The organism is Bacillus sp. FSL K6-2971, assembly GCF_038006405.1.
Classification (GTDB): Bacteria; Bacillota; Bacilli; order Bacillales; family Bacillaceae; genus Bacillus; species Bacillus pumilus.
In genome coordinates, this window is the sequence record NZ_JBBOVD010000001.1 from 1,192,270 (window position 1) to 1,212,039 (window position 19,770).

Annotated in this window: 13 protein-coding genes and 1 riboswitch; of the genes, 9 read left to right on the top strand and 4 right to left on the bottom strand. The window is 42.7% G+C overall.

All coding sequences use genetic code 11. The features are described from left to right. Positions 1-290: 290 nt before the first annotated feature. Genes MHI33_RS05940 through MHI33_RS05965 form a run of 6 tightly spaced genes read left to right on the top strand, consistent with a single transcriptional unit; the run spans position 291 to position 8,601 of the window. Entirely contained in the window at positions 291-1,637 is a 1,347-nt protein-coding gene (locus MHI33_RS05940; RefSeq protein ID WP_340909839.1) for an aspartate aminotransferase family protein, read from the top strand. Then, on the top strand, positions 1,624-3,120 hold the full coding sequence (locus MHI33_RS05945) for a pyridoxal phosphate-dependent decarboxylase family protein (protein WP_340909841.1): 1,497 nt from the start codon (positions 1,624-1,626) through the stop codon (positions 3,118-3,120). The genes MHI33_RS05940 and MHI33_RS05945 overlap by 14 nt, the downstream gene beginning before the upstream one ends. After that, on the top strand, positions 3,117-4,898 hold the full coding sequence (locus MHI33_RS05950) for an IucA/IucC family protein (RefSeq protein WP_340909843.1): 1,782 nt from the start codon (positions 3,117-3,119) through the stop codon (positions 4,896-4,898). Before MHI33_RS05945 ends, MHI33_RS05950 begins: the two co-directional genes overlap by 4 nt. Next, positions 4,895-5,449, top strand: a complete 555-nt coding sequence (locus tag MHI33_RS05955; protein WP_065098880.1) for a GNAT family N-acetyltransferase — start codon at positions 4,895-4,897, stop codon at positions 5,447-5,449. Before MHI33_RS05950 ends, MHI33_RS05955 begins: the two co-directional genes overlap by 4 nt. Further along, positions 5,424-6,773 carry a lysine N(6)-hydroxylase/L-ornithine N(5)-oxygenase family protein gene (locus MHI33_RS05960; RefSeq protein WP_065098879.1) on the top strand — a complete coding sequence of 450 codons (1,350 nt, stop codon included), beginning with the start codon at positions 5,424-5,426 and terminating at the stop codon, positions 6,771-6,773. Before MHI33_RS05955 ends, MHI33_RS05960 begins: the two co-directional genes overlap by 26 nt. A 13-nt stretch (positions 6,774-6,786) precedes the next feature. Further along, entirely contained in the window at positions 6,787-8,601 is a 1,815-nt protein-coding gene (locus MHI33_RS05965; RefSeq protein WP_340909847.1) for an IucA/IucC family protein, read from the top strand. Between the two features lie 184 nt (positions 8,602-8,785). Here MHI33_RS05965 and MHI33_RS05970 read toward each other — a convergent pair whose 3' ends face one another. The 4 genes from MHI33_RS05970 to MHI33_RS05985 all read right to left on the bottom strand — a co-directional run bounded on the left by MHI33_RS05970 (position 8,786) and on the right by MHI33_RS05985 (position 15,792). Then, entirely contained in the window at positions 8,786-9,643 is an 858-nt protein-coding gene (locus tag MHI33_RS05970) for a GNAT family N-acetyltransferase (protein WP_340909850.1), read from the bottom strand. Between the two features lie 125 nt (positions 9,644-9,768). Further along, positions 9,769-13,197 (bottom strand): methionine synthase, encoded by a 3,429-nt coding sequence (gene metH / locus MHI33_RS05975; protein WP_340909853.1) that lies wholly within the window; start codon positions 13,195-13,197, stop codon positions 9,769-9,771. Beyond that, positions 13,181-15,022, bottom strand: coding sequence for a bifunctional homocysteine S-methyltransferase/methylenetetrahydrofolate reductase (locus MHI33_RS05980; RefSeq protein ID WP_126741325.1), 1,842 nt, complete (start codon positions 15,020-15,022; stop codon positions 13,181-13,183). The genes metH and MHI33_RS05980 overlap by 17 nt, the downstream gene beginning before the upstream one ends. Before the next feature lie 78 nt (positions 15,023-15,100). Next, positions 15,101-15,219: riboswitch (SAM riboswitch) on the bottom strand. Positions 15,220-15,300: 81 nt separating this feature from the next. After that, positions 15,301-15,792: a YajQ family cyclic di-GMP-binding protein gene (locus tag MHI33_RS05985; protein WP_044139900.1), complete on the bottom strand. Its 492-nt coding sequence runs from the start codon at positions 15,790-15,792 to the stop codon at positions 15,301-15,303. A 237-nt stretch (positions 15,793-16,029) separates the two neighbouring features. On the opposite strand from MHI33_RS05985, the gene MHI33_RS05990 reads away from it, so the two are divergent. The 3 genes from MHI33_RS05990 (at position 16,030) to MHI33_RS06000 (ending at position 19,734) form a co-directional block, all read left to right on the top strand. After that, positions 16,030-16,878: a CvfB family protein gene (locus MHI33_RS05990; RefSeq protein ID WP_340909864.1), complete on the top strand. Its 849-nt coding sequence runs from the start codon at positions 16,030-16,032 to the stop codon at positions 16,876-16,878. A 232-nt stretch (positions 16,879-17,110) separates the two neighbouring features. Then, on the top strand, positions 17,111-18,088 hold the full coding sequence (locus MHI33_RS05995; RefSeq protein WP_340909868.1) for a BMP family lipoprotein: 978 nt from the start codon (positions 17,111-17,113) through the stop codon (positions 18,086-18,088). After that, on the top strand, positions 18,085-19,734 hold the full coding sequence (locus tag MHI33_RS06000) for a methyl-accepting chemotaxis protein (protein ID WP_106067193.1): 1,650 nt from the start codon (positions 18,085-18,087) through the stop codon (positions 19,732-19,734). Before MHI33_RS05995 ends, MHI33_RS06000 begins: the two co-directional genes overlap by 4 nt. The last annotated feature ends 36 nt before the right edge of the window (positions 19,735-19,770 follow it).

Sequence of the window (19,770 nt, forward strand, 5' to 3'; positions counted from 1 at the left end):
TCATTTTCATCCAGTTTCCTATATAAAATGAGAGTTTCATCATGATTAGAGCAAAAGAACTAGGAATAATGATTTGTAATTTTTTTCTACATCATTCCGTCTCATCCGTTTTATGTCTTTATGGCAGTAGAGGTTTGTAAAGATTACACGAAAATACTCGCTAAAAAGAGAATATAGCATTCATATGCTTTTCGAATCATCTTTTTGAATACAATTGACTTTCATATCTCACATCCTCTAGGCTAGTAAATGAAAATGATAATCTTTATCAATTGGAGGAGTGTTTTATTATGTCCATCAAAACCGTTTCTAAAAATCAGCAATTTTTAGAGCAGCAAAGTCAAAGAGAATCGAATGCAAGGTCTTACCCGAGACGGTTCCCATTAGCCATGCAAAAAGCCGAGGGTATGATCGTGACAGATGCGGATGGCAGAGAGTTTTATGACTGCCTGGCAGGCGCAGGAACACTTGCACTTGGTCACAATCACCCAGTTGTTATAGAAGCTATTGAACGTATGCTTCATGAAAAAAGACCGTTGCATACGCTGGACATAACCTCAGAAATTAAAGAAGAATTTGTGAATGAAATTTTTTCACACTTGCCAGAAGAGTTTGCAAAAAGAGCCAAAATTCAATTTTGTGGGCCAACTGGTGGTGACGCCATAGAAGCAGCAATTAAATTAGTCAAAACAGCGACAGGGAATCGAAGCATTCTAACATTCCATGGTGCGTATCACGGTGCGACACATGCCACGATGTCATTAAGCGGGAATTTATCTCCGAAGGAAAGAGTGCAAGGGTTAATACCTGATGTTCATTTTATGCCTTACCCATATGAATATCGCTGCCCATTTGGAATTGGTGGGAAGGATTCGCACCGCATCTCAAGTTCGTATATTGAGCGCGTATTAAATGATCCTGAAAGTGGTATTCTTCCGCCAGCAGGTATGATCTTTGAAGCAGTGCAGGGCGAGGGAGGCTCCATTCCAGCATCGATTGAATGGATGAAAGAAATGAGAAGAATCACAAAAGAAAAAGGGATCCCACTCATTATTGATGAGGTTCAATCAGGCATTGGCCGAACAGGTAAGATGTTCGCCTTTGAACATGCAGGAATTGTACCTGACGTTATTGTGCTGTCAAAAGCCATTGGTGGAAGCCTGCCGCTTTCAGTTGTGATTTATGATCAAGATTTAGATCAATGGAATCCAGGTGCACACATCGGGACATTTAGAGGGAATCAAATGGCGATGGCTGCTGGAACTGCTACGCTTAAATTTATCAAAGAAACCAACCTGCTTGATCATGTAGAACGGTTAGGAGATCGTATGCAGGCTCATCTAAAAGACATCCAAAAACAAGTCCCTGCTCTCGGTGATGTTCGAGGGAGAGGTTTAATGATTGGCGTTGAAGTAGTCAATCCAAATGAGAAACAGGATGTGGATGGAAGCTATCCAGTGAATCCAGAGCTGGCCAGTCTTATTCAAAAGAATTGCTTTGATAAAGGATTAATTGTGGAGACAGGAGGCCGTTTCGGAAGTGTCATTCGATTTCTGCCACCACTCATTATGACAGAAGAACAGCTTGAAAAAGTCATCGCTATTTTTAAAGAGGCCGTGTACGATGCCATCAACTAAAGCTTCTGTGGATTCATTATTTATCAATCAAAGCCAGCTTGGAAGAGAGTCCTTCCAAGCGGCTCTTCATACATCTATCGACAGCTTACTGGATCAATGGCAAAAAGACACAGGCCCCTACAGTGGAATATTGCCTGGGAAATTAGCGGCTAGTGTCGAATTACTATTCCGATTTCAACCGTTTGGTGAATCCATTGAATCCGTCTTTCAAGATATAAAAGAACATCTTTTGCCGCATTTGATTGATGTATCGCATCCTAAATGCTTGGCACATCTGCATTGTCCACCGCTCATTCCTGCACTTGCCGCAGAGGTGATGGTAAGTTCCTTTAACCAATCAATGGATTCGTTTGATCAAAGCGGTATTGCTTCTTTGGTTGAGGAAGAAATTCTCAAGTGGCTATGTGCGAAGTTTTCTTATGGCGGCCTAGCAGATGGGACTTTTACAAGCGGTGGAACCCAATCTAACTACATGGGGCTGCTTCTGGCGAGAGATGCCTTTTGTGAAAACACATGGCAGTGGAATGTTCAGCAGAAAGGCTTGCCAAGTGAATCTCACCGCATGAGAATCCTTTGCTCGAAGAATGCTCACTTTACTGTGAAAAAATCTGCCTCCCAGTTAGGTTTAGGAGAGCAGGCAGTCGTACTAGTCGAGACAGATGAGCATCATCGAATGGACCTCAATTATTTGAAAAAGAAGCTGGCTGAGTTGAAGGAGCAGAACTTGCTGCCTTTTGCGGTAGTAGCAACTTGCGGGACAACGGATTTTGGCAGTATTGACCCAGTTCGAGAGGTATATGACCTCGTCAAGACATACGGCCTATGGATTCACGCGGATGCTGCCTACGGCGGAGCACTTGTATTAAGCGAAACCTATCGTAAGAAATTAGACGGTATTGAGCTTGCAGATTCGATCACGATCGACTTTCATAAACAATTTTATCAGCCGATCTCCTGCGGAGCATTTTTGCTAAAGGATAAAAGGCATTTTGGTTTGATTGATTATCATGCAGATTATCTCAATCCAAAGGAAGATGAGCTGGAAGGAATTCTACATCTCGTTAATAAATCTGTCCAAACAACGCGTCGATTTGACGCGCTGAAATTACTTCTATCACTTCGTCTTATTGGAGAAGAAGGGTTTGGCGATATCATAGACCATACGATCCATTTTGCAAAGGATATGGCCGCGCTTATTGAGAAAAATGATGACCTTGAAGTGATCAATCCTGAGCCAGAAATCAATGCAGTTGTGTTCCGATTTAAGGATGACCACCAAACAGATGATGTCAATAAAATCATTCATCGCACATTATTCCAAACAGGAACTGCTGTCGTTGCAAAAACAGTAGTGGATGGTCAAACCTGCTTAAAATTCACTTTGTTAAATCCGAGAACGACAATCACACATATTGAGGAAATCCTTTCTGACATCGTTGATATCGGGATCGCTCATATTCAATCCGGGAGGGTACTACGTTGAGTCAATATAAACAAATGGCTGAAAATGCAACCATGCAAAGCTTTTTAAACTGTTTTTTACGCGAAACAGGAATCGATCGATCTGCAAAAAAAGAGACGAGAGCAGATGGCTCGCTTGTCTTCATCGCAAAACTAGCAAAGCAAGATCTAGAGCTTGTGATTCCGATCCGATATGTTTCATCTGTTGGCCGCCATCTCTTTGATTTTCCGATTCGCTTTCGTCCGCAAGGCAGTGAACAAGAGGGTGCAATCGTCGATTACACGACACTTGTTGCTTTATGTTCAAAGGAGCTTCTCATTGAATATGGCCGTACAGATGCAGAGGATGAATTCATGCTTCGCATCATTTTAAGCTGCCGAAATATTGAACGGTTCTTAAAGGAGCGAGAAAGTGATCGAGCCGCTCTTTCTGAAGCCGATTTTGAGTATATCGAGGCTGAGCAGTCACTTCTCCTTGGTCATTTAACGCATCCTACCCCAAAAAGCAGACAAGGAATGACAGAGGAGGAGGAAGCGATCTATTCTCCTGAGCTGAAAGGGACTTTCCAGCTTCATTACTTTAAAGCGCATCATTCGATTGTGCTTCAGGATTCGTCAATTACACAGTCTGCGGCAAGCCTCATGCTAGAGGAGCTCTTGCGACAGGTACCAGCAGAAAAAGAGAGACTGAATACGTTAGTAGAAAACGGAGAATATGTGCTCATTCCGATTCACCCGCTTCAAGTGAAGGTGGTCATGGAGAAAGCGTTCGTGAACCGTTATATAGAGGAAGGGAAACTCACTTATTTAGGACCGATGGGTTCTGAATACACAGCGACTTCATCTTTCAGAACCGTCTATCAAAAGGATTCTGCTTACATGCTCAAATTCTCTGTTCCTGTGAAAATTACAAACTCCTTACGTATCAATAAACAAAAGGAACTGGATCGCGGAGTAGAGATGTCGCGCATTTTAAAAACAGAATTAGGCGTTTCTCTATACGACGAATTCTCTGGATTTCGGGTCATTGAAGATCCTGCCTATTTATCCATTCAAGGAGAAGAGGCGGAATCTGGCTTTGAAGTAGTCATTCGTCAAAATCCATTTTTACATCGTGAAAAAGGGGCAAGCTTAATTGCTGGATTATGTCAGGATCATGCGTATGGTGGAAAATCGCGATTAGCAGGGATCATCCATGACCTTGCAGACGCAGAAGGTCGATCACCAGAGGCTGTAAGCCAAGATTGGTTTAAGCAATATTTAACCATTTCGTTAGAACCGATGCTCTGGCTGTTTGAAACGTATGGTCTTGCACTGGAAGCCCATCAGCAAAACGCTGTTGTGCAAATGAAGGGTGGTTACCCGCACACCTTCTATTATCGTGACAACCAAGGCTACTACTATAGTGAATCGAAAAAGGATAAACTCGCAAATCTTGTCCAAAACCTGAGCGTGAGAAGTGAAACGATTTGTGCAGATGAGGTAGCCGTTGAGAGACTGCGTTATTATTTCTTCTTTAATCATTTATTTGGTCTCATTAACGGTTTTGGTACAGAAGGTCTGGCGAAAGAAGAAGACTTGCTCGCACTCGTGAGAGACACATTGCTTGCTCATGAGGAAACTTACGGGGCATCTGAGCTGACAAACAGCCTTCTGCGCTCAAAAGAACTGCCTTCAAAAGCGAATTTGCTGACACGGTTTGAAGATATGGATGAACTGACAGGATCTCTGGAAACACAGTCTCGTTACACAGCTGTCTTGAATCCGCTCTTTTTACATAAGGAGGCGCTGATTGGATGAGGGATCGTATTCATTTTATTCGCGCTGAATATGAAAGAGATGTCCGGCTTGTCCACAAGTGGATGCAAGAGGAGTATGTTCACCCATTTTGGCATTTGAATATTCCGTTTCCTGCTTTTGAAAAGCATTTTTATCAGGCGATTCATGATCCGCATCAAACCCTATATTTAGGCACAATTGATGGGACGCCCATGAGTTATTTTGAGGCATACAACGTCAAAGGTGACATCATTGAATCTTACTATCAGCCTTCTCCGCATGATCAAGGAATCCATCTATTAATAGGGGAGCCGGATTATGTGGGAAAAGGTTTTGCGACCCCGCTACTTCTGGCCATGACAGCATTTCAATTTGAGCAGAACAAACGAACAGAAAAAGTCGTCGCTGAGCCGGATATTCGCAATGAAAAAATGATTCATGTATTTGAAAAATGCGGCTTTGAACGTGTAAAACCAGTCAATTTACCGGATAAAACAGGTCTTTTAATGTTTTGTGATCGAGAACGATTCGAAAGGAAGTATAACCATGACGCGGTTCAACAAGCAAAATAATGTAGTGGATGTAATAGGAATTGGCATTGGCCCGTTTAACTTAGGACTTGCCGCATTATCTGAAGAGGTAAATGAAATTGACGCTTTGTTTTTTGAAAGAAGTGAAGCCTTTCATTGGCACCCAGGGATGCTCATTGAGGGGACGACACTGCAGGTTCCCTTTTTAGCGGACCTTGTCAGTATGGCAGATGTGAAAAGTAAATATAGCTTTCTCAACTATTTACAGGAACAAAACCGTTTGTATTCATTTTACTTTCTAGAGGATTTTCATATCCCGCGCAAGGAATATAGTCATTATTGCCGTTGGGTCGCAGACCAGTTAGACTCTTGCCGATTTGGCATGAACGTCGAATCTGTCTCATTGATCGAGAAAGCAGGAGAAAAGCGATATGAAGTGCATGTGCGTCATGTGAAAGACCAAACGGTAGAGGTGTTTGAAAGTAAGCATCTCGTCTTAGGAATTGGTACACAGCCGGCGATACCAGCATCGCTCCAGCCAGCTTTAGGAGAGAAAGTTTTTCATTCTGCCGACTATTTAAAACGAAAGAAAGAAGGCTGTTTCAAAGGGAAATCTGTGACAGTGATCGGCTCTGGTCAAAGTGCGGCAGAAGTATTCTATGATATTTTATCAGATGATGAGGCGAAGGATATTCACTGGTTCACACGCTCTAAAGGATTTTTCCCAATGGAATATTCAAACCTTGGTCTTGAATATTTCTCTCCAGATTATATTGATTTCTTTTATGAGCTTCCGCAAACAAAAAAGGATGCGTTGTTAAAGCAGCAAGACTTGCTGTATAAGGGCATCAGCTCTGCAATGATCCGTGATATTTATCATTTGCTTTATGAACGTTCTGCCTGCGGAGAGCAGTTGAACACAGTGCTTCAAGCGATGACAGAGGTCAACTTGATTGAGGAAACAGCTTGCGGCTTGTCCCTTTCATGCACGCAATGGGTCAAAGAGGATACCTTTACCCACGAGACAGATATTGTCGTGCTGGCGACGGGCTATCAATCCGTACTGCCGCCGTTTATCAACCCAATTTCTCATCACATTCAATGGGATGATCAAGGACGGTTCCAAGTCGAACGTGAATATCGCTTGAAAACAAATACAATGGGTGAAAATGATATTTTTGTCCAAAATGCAGAGCTTCATACACATGGCGTTGGCGCTCCGGATTTAGGTCTTGGCGCTTATCGAAACAGTGTGATTATCAATGAACTTGCTCGTCAAACCGTGTATCCACTTTATCAAAAGCACGTCTTCCAGACATTTGGTACACAAAAGCACGTCAATACATTCGAAGAAATCAAAGGTTAAGGAGGATGAAGCGATGAGTGTACAAGATGAATTGAAAAAAGCGGTGAATCCTGCTGCTTGGAAAAAGGCAAACCAGCGAATGGTGGCAAAAATGCTGTCTGAATACATGTATGAGGATATGCTTCATCCCGTGCAGCTAGATCATAAGGATGGCATTGCTCAGTATGAATTAATCATTCACGAACATAAGAAATATCGCTATCTTGCAAAACCTCGTTTGTTTGATAGTTTTGATACAATCGCTGAATCAATCGAGTGCTGTCAAGACGGAAAATGGTCAAAGGATGTCAGTGCAATTGTGTTTTTACTAGACATTCAGCCGCTCATTCCAATGTCTTCTGAGACAACAGGACACCTAATAAAAGAGCTTCATCACACCCTGTTAGCAGATGTACATTTGCTGTCGAAAAAAGCACTTCGTGCGGATGAACTGACAGATACTGATTATGCATGGATTGAAGGAGAAATGACAGGTCATCCTTGGATTGTGTATAACAAAGGACGCATTGGGTTCAGTTACGATGACTACCTAGCCTATGCACCTGAAAGGCAAGAAAGTGTGCAGCTGTCTTGGATTGCTGTTCACCGGGACCTTGCCACATTCCATGCAGTCGATCATGAAAACTATGAGCAGGTAATTGCCAAAGAGTTAGATGAAGTCACGATTCGTCAATTTCACCGCGTGCTAAAGGATGAAGGATTGATTGCAGCTGATTATTATTTGATGCCTGTTCATAAATGGCAGTGGACACATATGATTATTCAACATTTCCCAGAAGATTTGGCGTTGCGCCGGATTGTGTATGTAGGAGAGGGACTGGATCAATATATCCCGCAGCAGTCGATCAGAACCTTTACGAACATCTCAAATAAAGGCAAGCATCATATTAAACTGCCAATGAGCATTTTAAATACACTTGTGTACCGAGGACTTCCGTCAGAACGGACAGTCATTGCCCCTCGCATTACAGCGCATATTAAAGGGATCGCGGATCAAGATTCATTTTTATCTGATGTCTGCCGCGTGATATTATCTGGTGAGAATGCAAGTATCAATGTCGATCATCCTTACTATAGCAAACTGCCTGGTGCCCCGTATCAATATCTTGAAATGCTCGGTGTCATTTTTAGAGAAAGCATTTACTCGTACTTAGATGAAGGAGAGAATCCTGTTACACTTGCGGCACTCACTTATGAGGATCATGAAGGTGAGCCCTATGTGAAACAGCTGATTGAAAAATCAGGTCTCTCAGCAAAAGAGTGGATGGCGAAATTTTTCCATGTGGTGATGCCACCGCTATTGCACTTTATGTATCAATACGGCACCGTCTTTTCACCGCACGGACAAAATACGATTCTTGTGTTAAAAGATCATCAGCCTCATCGTTTAGCGATCAAAGATTTTGTTGACGATGTGAACATTAGTGATCAGCCGCTGCCTGAATTGGCTTCTCTAGGAGAAGATTTAAAAGAAGTGCTGCGGAGTGAGCCGCCGGAAGGGTTAGTGCAGTTTATCTTTACAGGATTGTTTATTTGTAACCTGCGTTACGTATCAAATGTGTTAGACAATCATCAACTGTTAGATGAAACAGCGCTTTGGCGCTTGCTTGCTGAAGAAATTCAGCAGTATCAAAAGCAATTCCCACAGCTGAAGGACCGTTTTGACCTATTTGATCTATTCCAGCCGAAGCTGACAAAGCTGTGCTTAAATCGAAATCGAATGATTGATTATGGGTATGGAGATGGAGATGACCGTCCGCATGCATCAGAGCATGGAAAGGTCACAAATGCACTCGCGCATGTTCTTTCGTCCGTCGGCGAGAAATAATAGAAAAGCTGTAGACAAACCCTCGCATTCGTTGTCAGGTCTGCGCGCTGGTGCTCACCCTTCCTAGACTTCAAAGGTTTTCTATCACGCTGAAAAGAAGACAAAGTGCTAAAATAAACATCATTTTAGCACTTTGTCAACAATCTAAAGCTGTAGACATTAAGTGTCTACAGCTTTTTATATTTTACGAAAATGCTTGAGAGGCAAGGAAATAAAGAAGTGCGGGATCGTTCAGCTTTTCTTTTCCACGAATCATCATAAAATGCGCCTTGTTTGTTTTCGTAAAACCTGCTTCAACAAGTGATTCATGGAGGCGTTCAGCTGTTTCCTCCTGCATATCTAAACGAATTGGACCCGAATAAGACGAAATGAGCGAACGGATCAGCGAGAGAGCTGTAAGTTCATCATTTGCAGCAAGCGGTCCAATCATTAAATTGGCAGGTGTTTCAACACCAAACGCAAAGCCAGTTGTTTCGTGACGTTCATTCTTTGCAATGATACGCCGTGCTGCTCGGTTCATCCGGTTTTTTAAAAAGCTTGATCGATTTGTGCCTGCGCCTTTTTCATCTAGTGCTTCAATACATGGAAGGTGCGATTCATCGGCAGGAGACAGGTGGATGTCATCTGACACACGAAGCGCTTCTGGGTTTGGTTTTTGGACTTTGTAAGTCGTAATGTAACCAGCCGTGTGAAACCCGATTTTTTCGTAAACTGGCCGCCCTTGGACAGTAGCGGTTAAAACGACAGGAACGCTTTGATCACATTGATCTAGCAGGGTGTCAATCATTTTCCTTGCAAGACCTAAGCCGCGATGTGTCTCAGATACAATGACAGCACCAATTGACGCCATTCGATCATATTGGAAAAGTCCTGCACATGAGATGACTTGTCCATCCGCTGTTGAAAAACCTGTGAAATATCCATTTGTTAAAAGAGATGAGAGCTCTTCCGCATTGTAATCAGGCCAGTCTACCTCTTGAGACAATGCGATAAGATCTGGTATGTCATCGAGTGTTAATGCTCGTTGAACAACGTTTGTCATGACACGCAACTCCTTCTTAGCTGAATTCATCTATGTGTATCGTACCATAAGAAGGTATAGTGTAAAAATTGAAGTTTATCTAATTTTCCCAGCAAAAAAGAACCTCCAGTTTCGGAGGTTCTGCATTAATGAACATTAAAATATCGAGCTTCAGGATGAGAAACGACGATCGCTGAAACAGATGCTTCAGGTTCCATCATAAATCCTTCTGTTAGATGGATGCCGATTTTGTCAGGCTGAAGCAGCTTGAACAGCTTTTCTTGGTCTTCAAGATTTGGACAAGCGGGATAACCAAAGGAATAGCGCTGCCCTTGATATTTCGCTTGGAATCGTTTTTCCATTGTGAAATCGACTGGGTCAGGGAAGCCCCATTTGTCACGAATCACTTGGTGGGTTCTTTCGGCTAATCCTTCTGCAAGCTCAAGTGCTAGAGCTTGAACTGCATGCATTTTTAAATAATCTCCTTCTTGCTTAAATTGCTGCGCGACTTCACGTATACGCGCACCAGCTGTAACGGCAAATAAAGCAATATAATCTTTCTCCTTTTCACCGCTTCCCCGCACATAATCAGAAATGGAGCGGTACGGAAGCTTCTCCTGTCTTGGAAATTGGAATGTTTCAATGATACGGTTAGGCACTTCGGGATCATAAATATGCAGATCATTTCCGTTTGAACTAGCAGGATAAAATTGATAGACAAACGCTGGGGCAAACCAGTTTTTTTCTCTACCTTCGTTTAGAAGATCTGTGACAAGCTGCTTTAATTCCAATGCTTTTGGATGCTGTTCGGCCAACAGCTTTTTGACCTTTCCTTTTAATCCAAGGTGGTGGCCGATGAGCATTTGTTCATTCACATAAGGCATAATGTGGTGCAGGTCGATATTCCTTACATAATGACGTGCCGTATTTTCCGGCGTGAAAATAGGTGCCTCAGGGAGTGCCACACGTTTTTCTAGTAATTCAATGACAGCTTGTGGCTGCTTTGTTTCTTTCTCTTTGACAGGTGCCACAGACTCTTCATCGGGCTTTATTTGAAACTGAAAAGGATTTGCTTTTAACTCATTGGCTAAAGATAAGCCGTCCATCGCATCTTTTGCGTAAAGGACCGGTCCGTCATAATGAGGCGAAATCTTCATTTTCGTAAATTTACGAGAAAGTGCAGCGCCGCCGACCAAAATGGGCACGGAAATATTCGCCTTTTGTAAATCCTGAGCGGTGAGTACCATTTGCTGGGCTGACTTCACAAGTAATCCTGATAATCCAATCATATCGGGCTTTTCCTTTTGCACAGCTTCGATCAATGTTTGTGGTGTCACCTTAATCCCGAGGTCGACCACGTGAAAGCCGTTATTGCTCAAAATGATGTCGACAAGGTTTTTCCCAATATCATGGACATCTCCTTTTACAGTGGCAAGTAGAATCTTACCTTTCCCGCTTGCATGCTGCTTTTCCATATATTGCTCGAGATACGATACAGATGCCTTCATGACCTCTGCCGATTGAAGCACTTCCGCCACAATCAGTTCGTTTTGATTGAAAAGACGTCCAACCTCAGCCATTCCCTGCATTAACGGACCATTGATGATATGAAGTGGTGATTCAAATTGCTCTAGAGCAAGGGATAAATCATCGATAAGACCTTCTTTTGTTCCTTCGACGACGTAGAGTGCTAGCCTTTCATCAAGTGATAAGGAGACCTTTGGTTTTTTCACCGTTTTCTTTTTGCCGCGGTAAAATTGGGTGAACTCAGCAAGGGTTTGATCATTTGTTTCATAGAGCAACGTTTCGGCCAGTTTGATTTCTTCCTTTGGAATAGAAGCGAAGCGTTCAAGTTTTTCTGTATTCACAATGGCATAGTCAAGTCCTGCTTGGACGCAGTGATACAAGTAGACGGCATTCAAGATTTCTCTCCCAAGAGGCGGGAGTCCAAAAGACACGTTGCTGATGCCTAAAATCGTCAAGCACTCAGGCAGGTTTTCCTTGATCATCTTGATGCCTTTGATCGTTTCTTCGGCAGCGCCAATATACTGCTCGTCTCCAGTGCCTACTGGAAAGACAAGTGGATCAAAAATGATGTCACTTGCGGGAATGCCATATTTCTTCGTTAATAGATCATGAGAGCGTACCGCAATCTCCAGCTTTCGTTCTGCTGTTACGGCCATCCCTGTTTCATCGATCGTGCCGACAACAAGTGCACCGCCGTACAGCTTCACAAGTGGAAGAATTTCTTCGAAGCGTTCTTCGCCATCCTCAAGGTTAATGGAATTGATGATGGCTTTCCCTTGGGAATATGTGAGCGCCTTTTCGATCACGTGTTTATCCGTTGAATCAATGACAAAAGGGGCTTTGACTTTTTTCATAGCCTCTTGTAAAAAGCCTTCCATGTCAGCCGCCTCCTCGCGATCTGGATCAGCGAGACACACATCAATCACGTGAGCGCCGTTTTTTACCTGTGCACGAGCAATTTCTGATGCTTCTTCAAACTTTTGTTCCACAATGAGTCGTTTGAATTTGCGTGAACCAATCACGTTGGTCCGTTCTCCTACAAAAAGAGGGCGCATTGATTCCTCATATATCAGGGGCTCAATTCCTGATACGGTATGCTGAGACGATTCATGCGCAATGTGACGCGGCTGAATCATTCGTACTTCATCTGACAATGCCTGTATATGTGCAGGTGTTGTTCCGCAGCAACCGCCAACAATATTTAACCAGCCTTCCTTGGCAAAGGCGGAAATTTTTTTAGCAAGTGAAGCAGGGGATTCATGATATTGACCTTCTTCATCTGGTAGACCAGCATTTGGATAGCAGCTAACTGCTGACTTGGCGATGGAGGAGAGCGTGCGGATATGGTCTGTCATGAATTCAGGACCCGTCGCACAGTTCAGGCCGACACTCATTGGTTTCATATGCTCAAGAGAGATATAAAAGGCTTCAATATCCTGACCAGCGAGGGTAGTGCCCATCGGTTCAATCGTACCTGATACCATAAGAGGCAACTCAATACCTGTCTGCTGGAAGGCTTCCTGAATGCCTTTGAAACCAGCTTTTACATTCAGCATGTCTTGACTTGTTTCTAAAAGAAGGGCATCACATTTGCCATCAATCAAGGCGCGGGCCTGCTCTTCATAGTTTCTGACGAGCTCATCGAAGGTTGTGCCGCCTGTCACAGATAATGTTTTCGTAGTGGGACCCATCGCGCCTACAACAAATCGGGGCTGCTCCGGCGTGGAGAAACGGTCAGCTTCGTCCTTTGCCAGCTGGGCAGCCCGTATATTGAGTTCATAGGCAAGGTGGCCAAGCCCGTATTCGTCAAGGACGAGCTTTGTAGCCCCGAACGTATTTGTTTCAATGAGGTCAGCGCTTGCCTCAAGGTATTCTCTATGAATCGCGCGGATGGTGTGAGGGGCTGTCACATTCAAATACTCGTTACAGCCCTCATACTCTTCTCCGCCAAAGTCTTCTGCTGTGAGATTGGCATTTTGAATCATGGTCCCCATTGCACCATCAAGGACGAGGATGCGTTTCTTAAGCTGTTCAGTGATAGTTGACATGGGTGTTTGACTCCTTTTCTTTCTGATGAATGTAGGTGGTTAGTTCTGCTGTTAAGTCTGATCGAAGGAAAGGGGTAATTAAATAAATGCCGTTAAACAATTCGCAGGCTGTATCTAATAAAGAGCGGGCAATCGCTAAGCCTTCTGCTCGCTGCTTCTCTTTATCCTCACCAGCCTTGGCCATAATGTCACGAATGGAATCAGATAACTTGATGCCTGGAATTTCATGGTGAATAAACTCCGCATTTCGGCTGTTTGTTAATGGCATAATGCCAATATAAATCGGTTTATCTAAATGACGGCTCTCCTCATGAATTTTCACAAGCTGTTCCTCAGAATAAACAGGCTGTGAAATAAAATAATCAGCACCGTATTCGATTTTTTTCTCAAGACGTTTGACCGCTTTATCAATGTGACGAACATTCGGATTAAACGCGCCAGCTACTGAAAAATTGGTCTTTTTGCCAAGGGGCTTCCCTGAGAAAGAAAGGCCTTCGTTAAACTGCTTAATCAGCCGAATCAAATCAAAGGAGGTTAAATCATACACAGACGTTGCCCCTGGGAAATCTCCAATCTTAGAAGGGTCGCCTGTAATGGCTAAAATATCAGTTAAACCAAGGGTGTCAAGACCCATCAAATGGGATTGAAGCCCAATCAAATTACGATCACGGCATGTGATATGGACGAGTGAACGCATATCAAGCTGCTGTTTCAATAAAGCGCCGCAAGCCACATTGCTAATGCGAGGAGTCGCAAGAGAATTATCAGCCAATGTCAAGGCATCAATACCTGCATTCTTTAATTCATTTGCTGCGACGAGGAATTTTTCGAAGTTCAGCTTCTTCGGCGGATCAAGCTCTACAATAATCGTCCGTTTTTTCGTAGCGAGCTCATCAAGACCTGGTTCAGTCCGCTGATCTTGAATCGAAATGATTTCTTCTTTTAATACTTTTACTTCTTTTTCAGTGATCGGGGCTAAATCCTTGACCGCTTCAGCCATTGCGTGAATATGCTGAGGCGTTGTTCCGCAGCACCCGCCGATAATACGTGCGCCTTGATTTCTAAATTCAAGTGCACTTTTTCGAAAATAATCGTTATCTGTATCATAGACGAGTCTGCCTTCTTCAAGAGAGGGAAGACTGCTGTTAGGATAGACTGATAAATGGGAATTTTCTAAAATTGGAACGCCTTCGAGTGCCTGAATCATATGATAAGGGCCCAGCCGGCAGTTGATGCCAACGACGTCTGCGCCAAGAGAGGACAATTCAGATAAACCATCCTTGAGCGGTGTTCCATCCTGCAACACACCTTGTTCATGCATGGAGACGTTCATGACAATCGGGAGAGTCGTTTCTTTTCGTGCAATTTGGAGAACGGCCTTCGCTTCTTCCATGTCATAATACGTTTCTAGCAATAATCCATCGGGCTGCTCATTTAATAGAATGTATAGCTGTTCCCTAAAGCTTCGTTTAATTTCTTCAATCGTATAGGCATTTTTGTTAAACGTTCGAATGCCGCCGATCGTTCCAAGGACATAAGCAGAGCCTGCGGCTGCTTTTGCGATTTGTACCGCCTTTGTATTGATACGCTTTGTTTCTTCCTCTAAGCCGTAGCGGGATAGTTTAATATAATTTGCGCCATACGTATTTGTTTGAATGATGTCCGCACCAGCCTGCACATATGCTTCGTGCACGCGCCTTACTTCATCTTCTTTCGATAAATTTAATTCTTCAAAGCAGCGGTCAATGCCGTAAGAGTATAAAAGTGTTCCCATTGCACCGTCAGCAATCAGTACGCGGTTTTGTAAGTCTTGTAATAGGCCCATTGGTTTCCTCCTTATTTTTATGTAACAAAAAAAGCCTTCTGATAAGAAGAAGACTTTTTGGCTGTATCGTAATTCTTCTTCTTATCTTCCAAGCAGTTGCTTGCTGGATTTAGCACCTTGGTCATAGAAAATATATTTCTACTACACCGGTTGCTGAGGCTTCACAGGGCCAGTCCCTCTGCCTCTCTTGATAAGAAAGCGATATGAACATGTCAATAAATTGAACTTCCATCCACTGTATCGAAAAAATCGGAAATAATCAATGGAAAATTTGAAATTTATCGAAAATTTATAAATTGAACGTCAATCGGTAAATCTGCCTTGCGCATAAGAGAAATAACCTCTTGTAAATCATCTTTATTTTTTCCTATTACACGCACTTGGTCATCTTGAAACTGTGACTTTACTTTGATGCCGGATTGCTTAATGAGTGCATTGATCTTTTTGGCGTTGTCTTGATCAATTCCGCTGATCAACTTTGCACGCTGGCGTACGGTTCCGCCAAGGGCATGCTCGGTTTTTCCGTAGTCGATGTTTTTAGTTGGAACATTTCGTTTGATCAGCTTCGACACAAGTACATCTTTTAGCTGCTCAAGCTTAAAGTCATCATCAGAGATGAGCACAAGCTCTTCTTTTTCAAGAGAAATATCACTTTTACTTCCTTTAAAATCATAACGGTTTTTAATTTCCTTCAGCGCTGCTTGAACGGCGTTTTGCACCTCTGGCAGTTCAACCTTCGATACAATGTCAAATGAGCTTTCTTTTGCCATAACACATGACCTCCATGGATAGATATTGCGTCTATTTTATCATGCAACGTGGAGAAGAAGAAACTTTATCGAAGAGACGAGTCAAAGAGTTCTGCTGGCAGCGGTATAAATCGCGTTCGGTTTGACCACTTTAGCTAACAGAACTAGAGATGTTCATGTGAAGAGAAGTATAGTAGAATAAAGTGAATCAAAAGATGAACGAACGCTCTTTTATGAGCAGATAGGAAGGAAGAGAACATGAGACCAGGTGAGCAACTGACCTTGCAAATAGAGAACGAGATGGAATACGGTTACTTTTTGACAGATGGTGAAGATTCTGTCCTCTTGCACCGCAGTGAAATGACAGAAGATATTGGTGACCAAGATGAAGTAGAGGTCTACTTATACGTAGATCATGAAGAAAGGCTAGCTGCGACGATGAAAATACCGACAATCAATGCGCATACATATGGCTGGGTAGAAGTCGTAGACGTCCTAGAAGACATGGGCGCATTTGTGGATGTTGGGCTGTCAAAGGATGCACTTGTTGCAATAGAACACCTTCCGCCTTTCGAGGAAGCATGGCCGAAAAAAGGAGACAAACTTTACTGTATGCTGAAAGTCACAAGCTACGGCAGAATGTTCGCAAAGCCAGCCACTGAAGATGTGATCAGTGAATTGTTTACTGAAGCACCCGAAACCTTAATGAACAAAGAAATCACTGGTACGATTTATCGCTTAATTGCGACAGGCTCTTTTATGCTGACAGATACAGGCGTGCGAGGGTTTATCCACCGTACGGAACGAAAGGAAGAGCCAAGATTAGGATCGACCGTGACAGGACGCGTCATTGCAGTGAAAGAGGATGGAACCGTGAATGTTTCTCTGCTTCCTAGAAAACAGGAAGCGTTATCTGTCGATGCAGAAGAAATCTTAACCTATATGAGAACGAGAAATGGTGCTATGCCTTATGGAGACAAAAGTGATCCAGAAGACATCCGCGAACGATTCCAAATGAGCAAGGCAGCCTTTAAACGAGCATTAGGTCATTTGATGAAAAACGGCCTAGTTTACCAAAAAGAGGGCTGGACATACGAGAAAAAGTGAGCAGCGTGAAAGAGAACCCTAACCTCATGGGTTTTCATATCACACTGAAATGAAGAAAAAGGGATAAAATCATCATGGTTTTATCCCTTTTTTTATATTTGTGATAAATAATGGGTTTTTTTAGTGAAAAAAGTCATGAAAAAAGCTGAAAAACCTTCACTTAATCATTGAAACAACGCCTCTCAAATCCGATAAGAAAGGAGTAAGGATGATAAAAGGAGTGTGTGTTTGGATGAAAGTGAAAATTTCATTGCTTCTGTTGGCAGCCGTGCTTATGGTGCTCGCCGCATGCAGCAATCAACAAGGGAAACCACCAGCATCAAATGCGAAGCATATTGGCGTTATGCTCACAGATGATGGTCTTGGTGATCAATCATTTAACGATTCATCGTTTAAAGGATTAGAAAAAGCACGTGATGACCTAGGCATTGAATTTGATTATAGAGAAATTGCAGAAACCGATACATATGAAAAAGGACTGACCGAGCTTGTAAAAGCTGGCAATGATCTCGTCATCGGGGTAGGCTTTAGTATGCAAGAAGACTTAGAAAAAGTCGCAAAGAGATATCCGAAGAAGCACTTTTTGCTCATCGATGCCGTATCTGAGCTGAAAAATGTGACCTCCGTGACGTTTAAAGAAGAGCAAGGCAGCTATTTAGCGGGCGCACTTGCTGCAATGACAACGAAAAGTGATGTCATTGGATTTGTTGGCGGTGTCGATGCGGAGTTGATCCATCGTTTTGAAAAAGGGTTCCAAAAAGGCGCCAAATCAGTGAATCCGAACATCAAGATCTTATCCACCTATGCTAATACGTTTAGTGATGCGGACAAAGGCAGTAAAATAGCCAAAGGCATGATCAAAAAGAAAGCAGACGTTTTATATGCCGCAGCTGGCTATACAGGTGTCGGTGTATTAAAAGAAGCGCAAGCGCAGGGCAAATATGCCATTGGTGTAGATAGTGATCAGTACTACACCGCTGAAAAAGCGGTGATTTCGTCCATGGTAAAAAAAGTCGATGAAGTGGTCTATCAATTCAGCGAACAGCTCGTCAAGAGCAATCAAATCAAAAATGGGCATGTTATTTACGACTTAAGCAATGACGGAATCGATATGGCAAGAATTCGGGTGCTCAAAGATGCTGAAACATTGACCAAAAAAGTAAATGAACTGAAGGAGAAATTGCTAAAAGATGAGGGGGACGCATCATGAGCTTGCGCATCAAAATTTTACTCAACTCACTCGTCTCACTTCTTTTAGCAGTTGGCGTCATCGCCTTTATCATTGTCAGTATGACAAAGATCCAATCATCAAATGAAACAGAAGTTCAAACCTTATTAAATGTTCAAAAAACAAAGGCAAGCTTTGAAAGCGTCGAACAAACCATGACCAATTATTCAATGACACTTTCTGATGAACAGCTAGAGGTTGTTCAAACCGGTATTTCTACAGCAAAAAAACAACTGCAAACCTTAAACAAACATGCAGGAAATATAAATAAAGGTGAATTAACAAGGTTAAATGCAAAATATGACACGTGGACCAAAGAAGCAAATAATGCCATTGGTGAAAAAAACGCATCGGATACAAGACGGGTCGCTGCAAGAATTGATGGTGTTTTAAACGACATCCATACAATGAATAAAAGAGCAGAAGAAGCATATAAACAAAATCTAGAGAATACAGCGGATAATGTGCAATGGATCATCACAAGTGCACTCGTCGCAGCCCTCACACTGATTGTCATTGCTGTCTTTTTAAATATTGGATTAACAAGATCCATCGTGACACCGATTAAATCACTTTCCTACCGAGCGAAGCAGATCGCAGAAGGCAACCTTGCTGTCGAGCGAATGGATATTCAGCGTAAGGATGAAATCGGCGGCTTGAATGAATCCTTTAATCAAATGACAGATCAACTGATTAGTTTGATTAAAGAAATCAGTAATGTCTCAAGTCAAGTAGAGACATTCTCGATCCAGTTAGATGATGAAAACAAAAAGCTGATGGAATCTGCAAATCAAGTATCTGTCTCGACAGACGAAATGGCAAATGGGTCACAAGCCATTTCAGAGGATCTCCAGCATGGCGTTAGCTTGATTGAAAAGATGGATCAGCATGGACGTAAAAATTCCGAACGTTCACAAACAGTCATCCAAAGTACAGAGGATGCGATAGAAGCAGTGGAAAGTGGAAAGCACACGTTAACAGAAACAAAAACGGCGATTGAAAAAAATACACATGCCACAAGGCAAATCGAGCAGTCGGCAGGAGAATTCACGCAATATGCTAGCGGGATCTCGGCTATGGCCAAAACAGTTTCTGACATTGCGGATCAGACAAACTTACTTTCGCTAAATGCGGCAATCGAAGCGGCAAGAGCAGGTGAGGCTGGAAAAGGCTTTGCCGTTGTAGCAGATGAAATTCGTAAGCTTGCCGACGAATCATCTAACGCTACAAGACAAATCTTTGATATGGTCAGTCATATTGAAAGAGGCATTCAATCCATTAGTCAAACTGTCAAAGAAGGAGTCAAGCTTTCACTTCAACAGCAGGATGCGATGGACAAAACCTCACACTCCTTTGAAGATATAGAAACAAAAGCGCAGCACATTAAACAAGAAATGGCGGTCTTAAATGACCAAATTGTTCAATCAACAGAGCTTGGCGGACAAGTGCTCAACTCGATTGAAAATATTAGTGCAGTTGTAGAAGAAACAGCAGCTGGCAGTGAAGAAATTTCTGCCTCGGCCAATGAACAGCTGCAATCATTCCATCAAATGAACAAACAGGTAGAAGAACTGATGAGTATGACGGCAAGGTTAAATGAAACCGTCCACCGTTTTAAACTTTCATAAGTCATAAGAAAAGCACCCTTCCCGTGATGTGTCAGG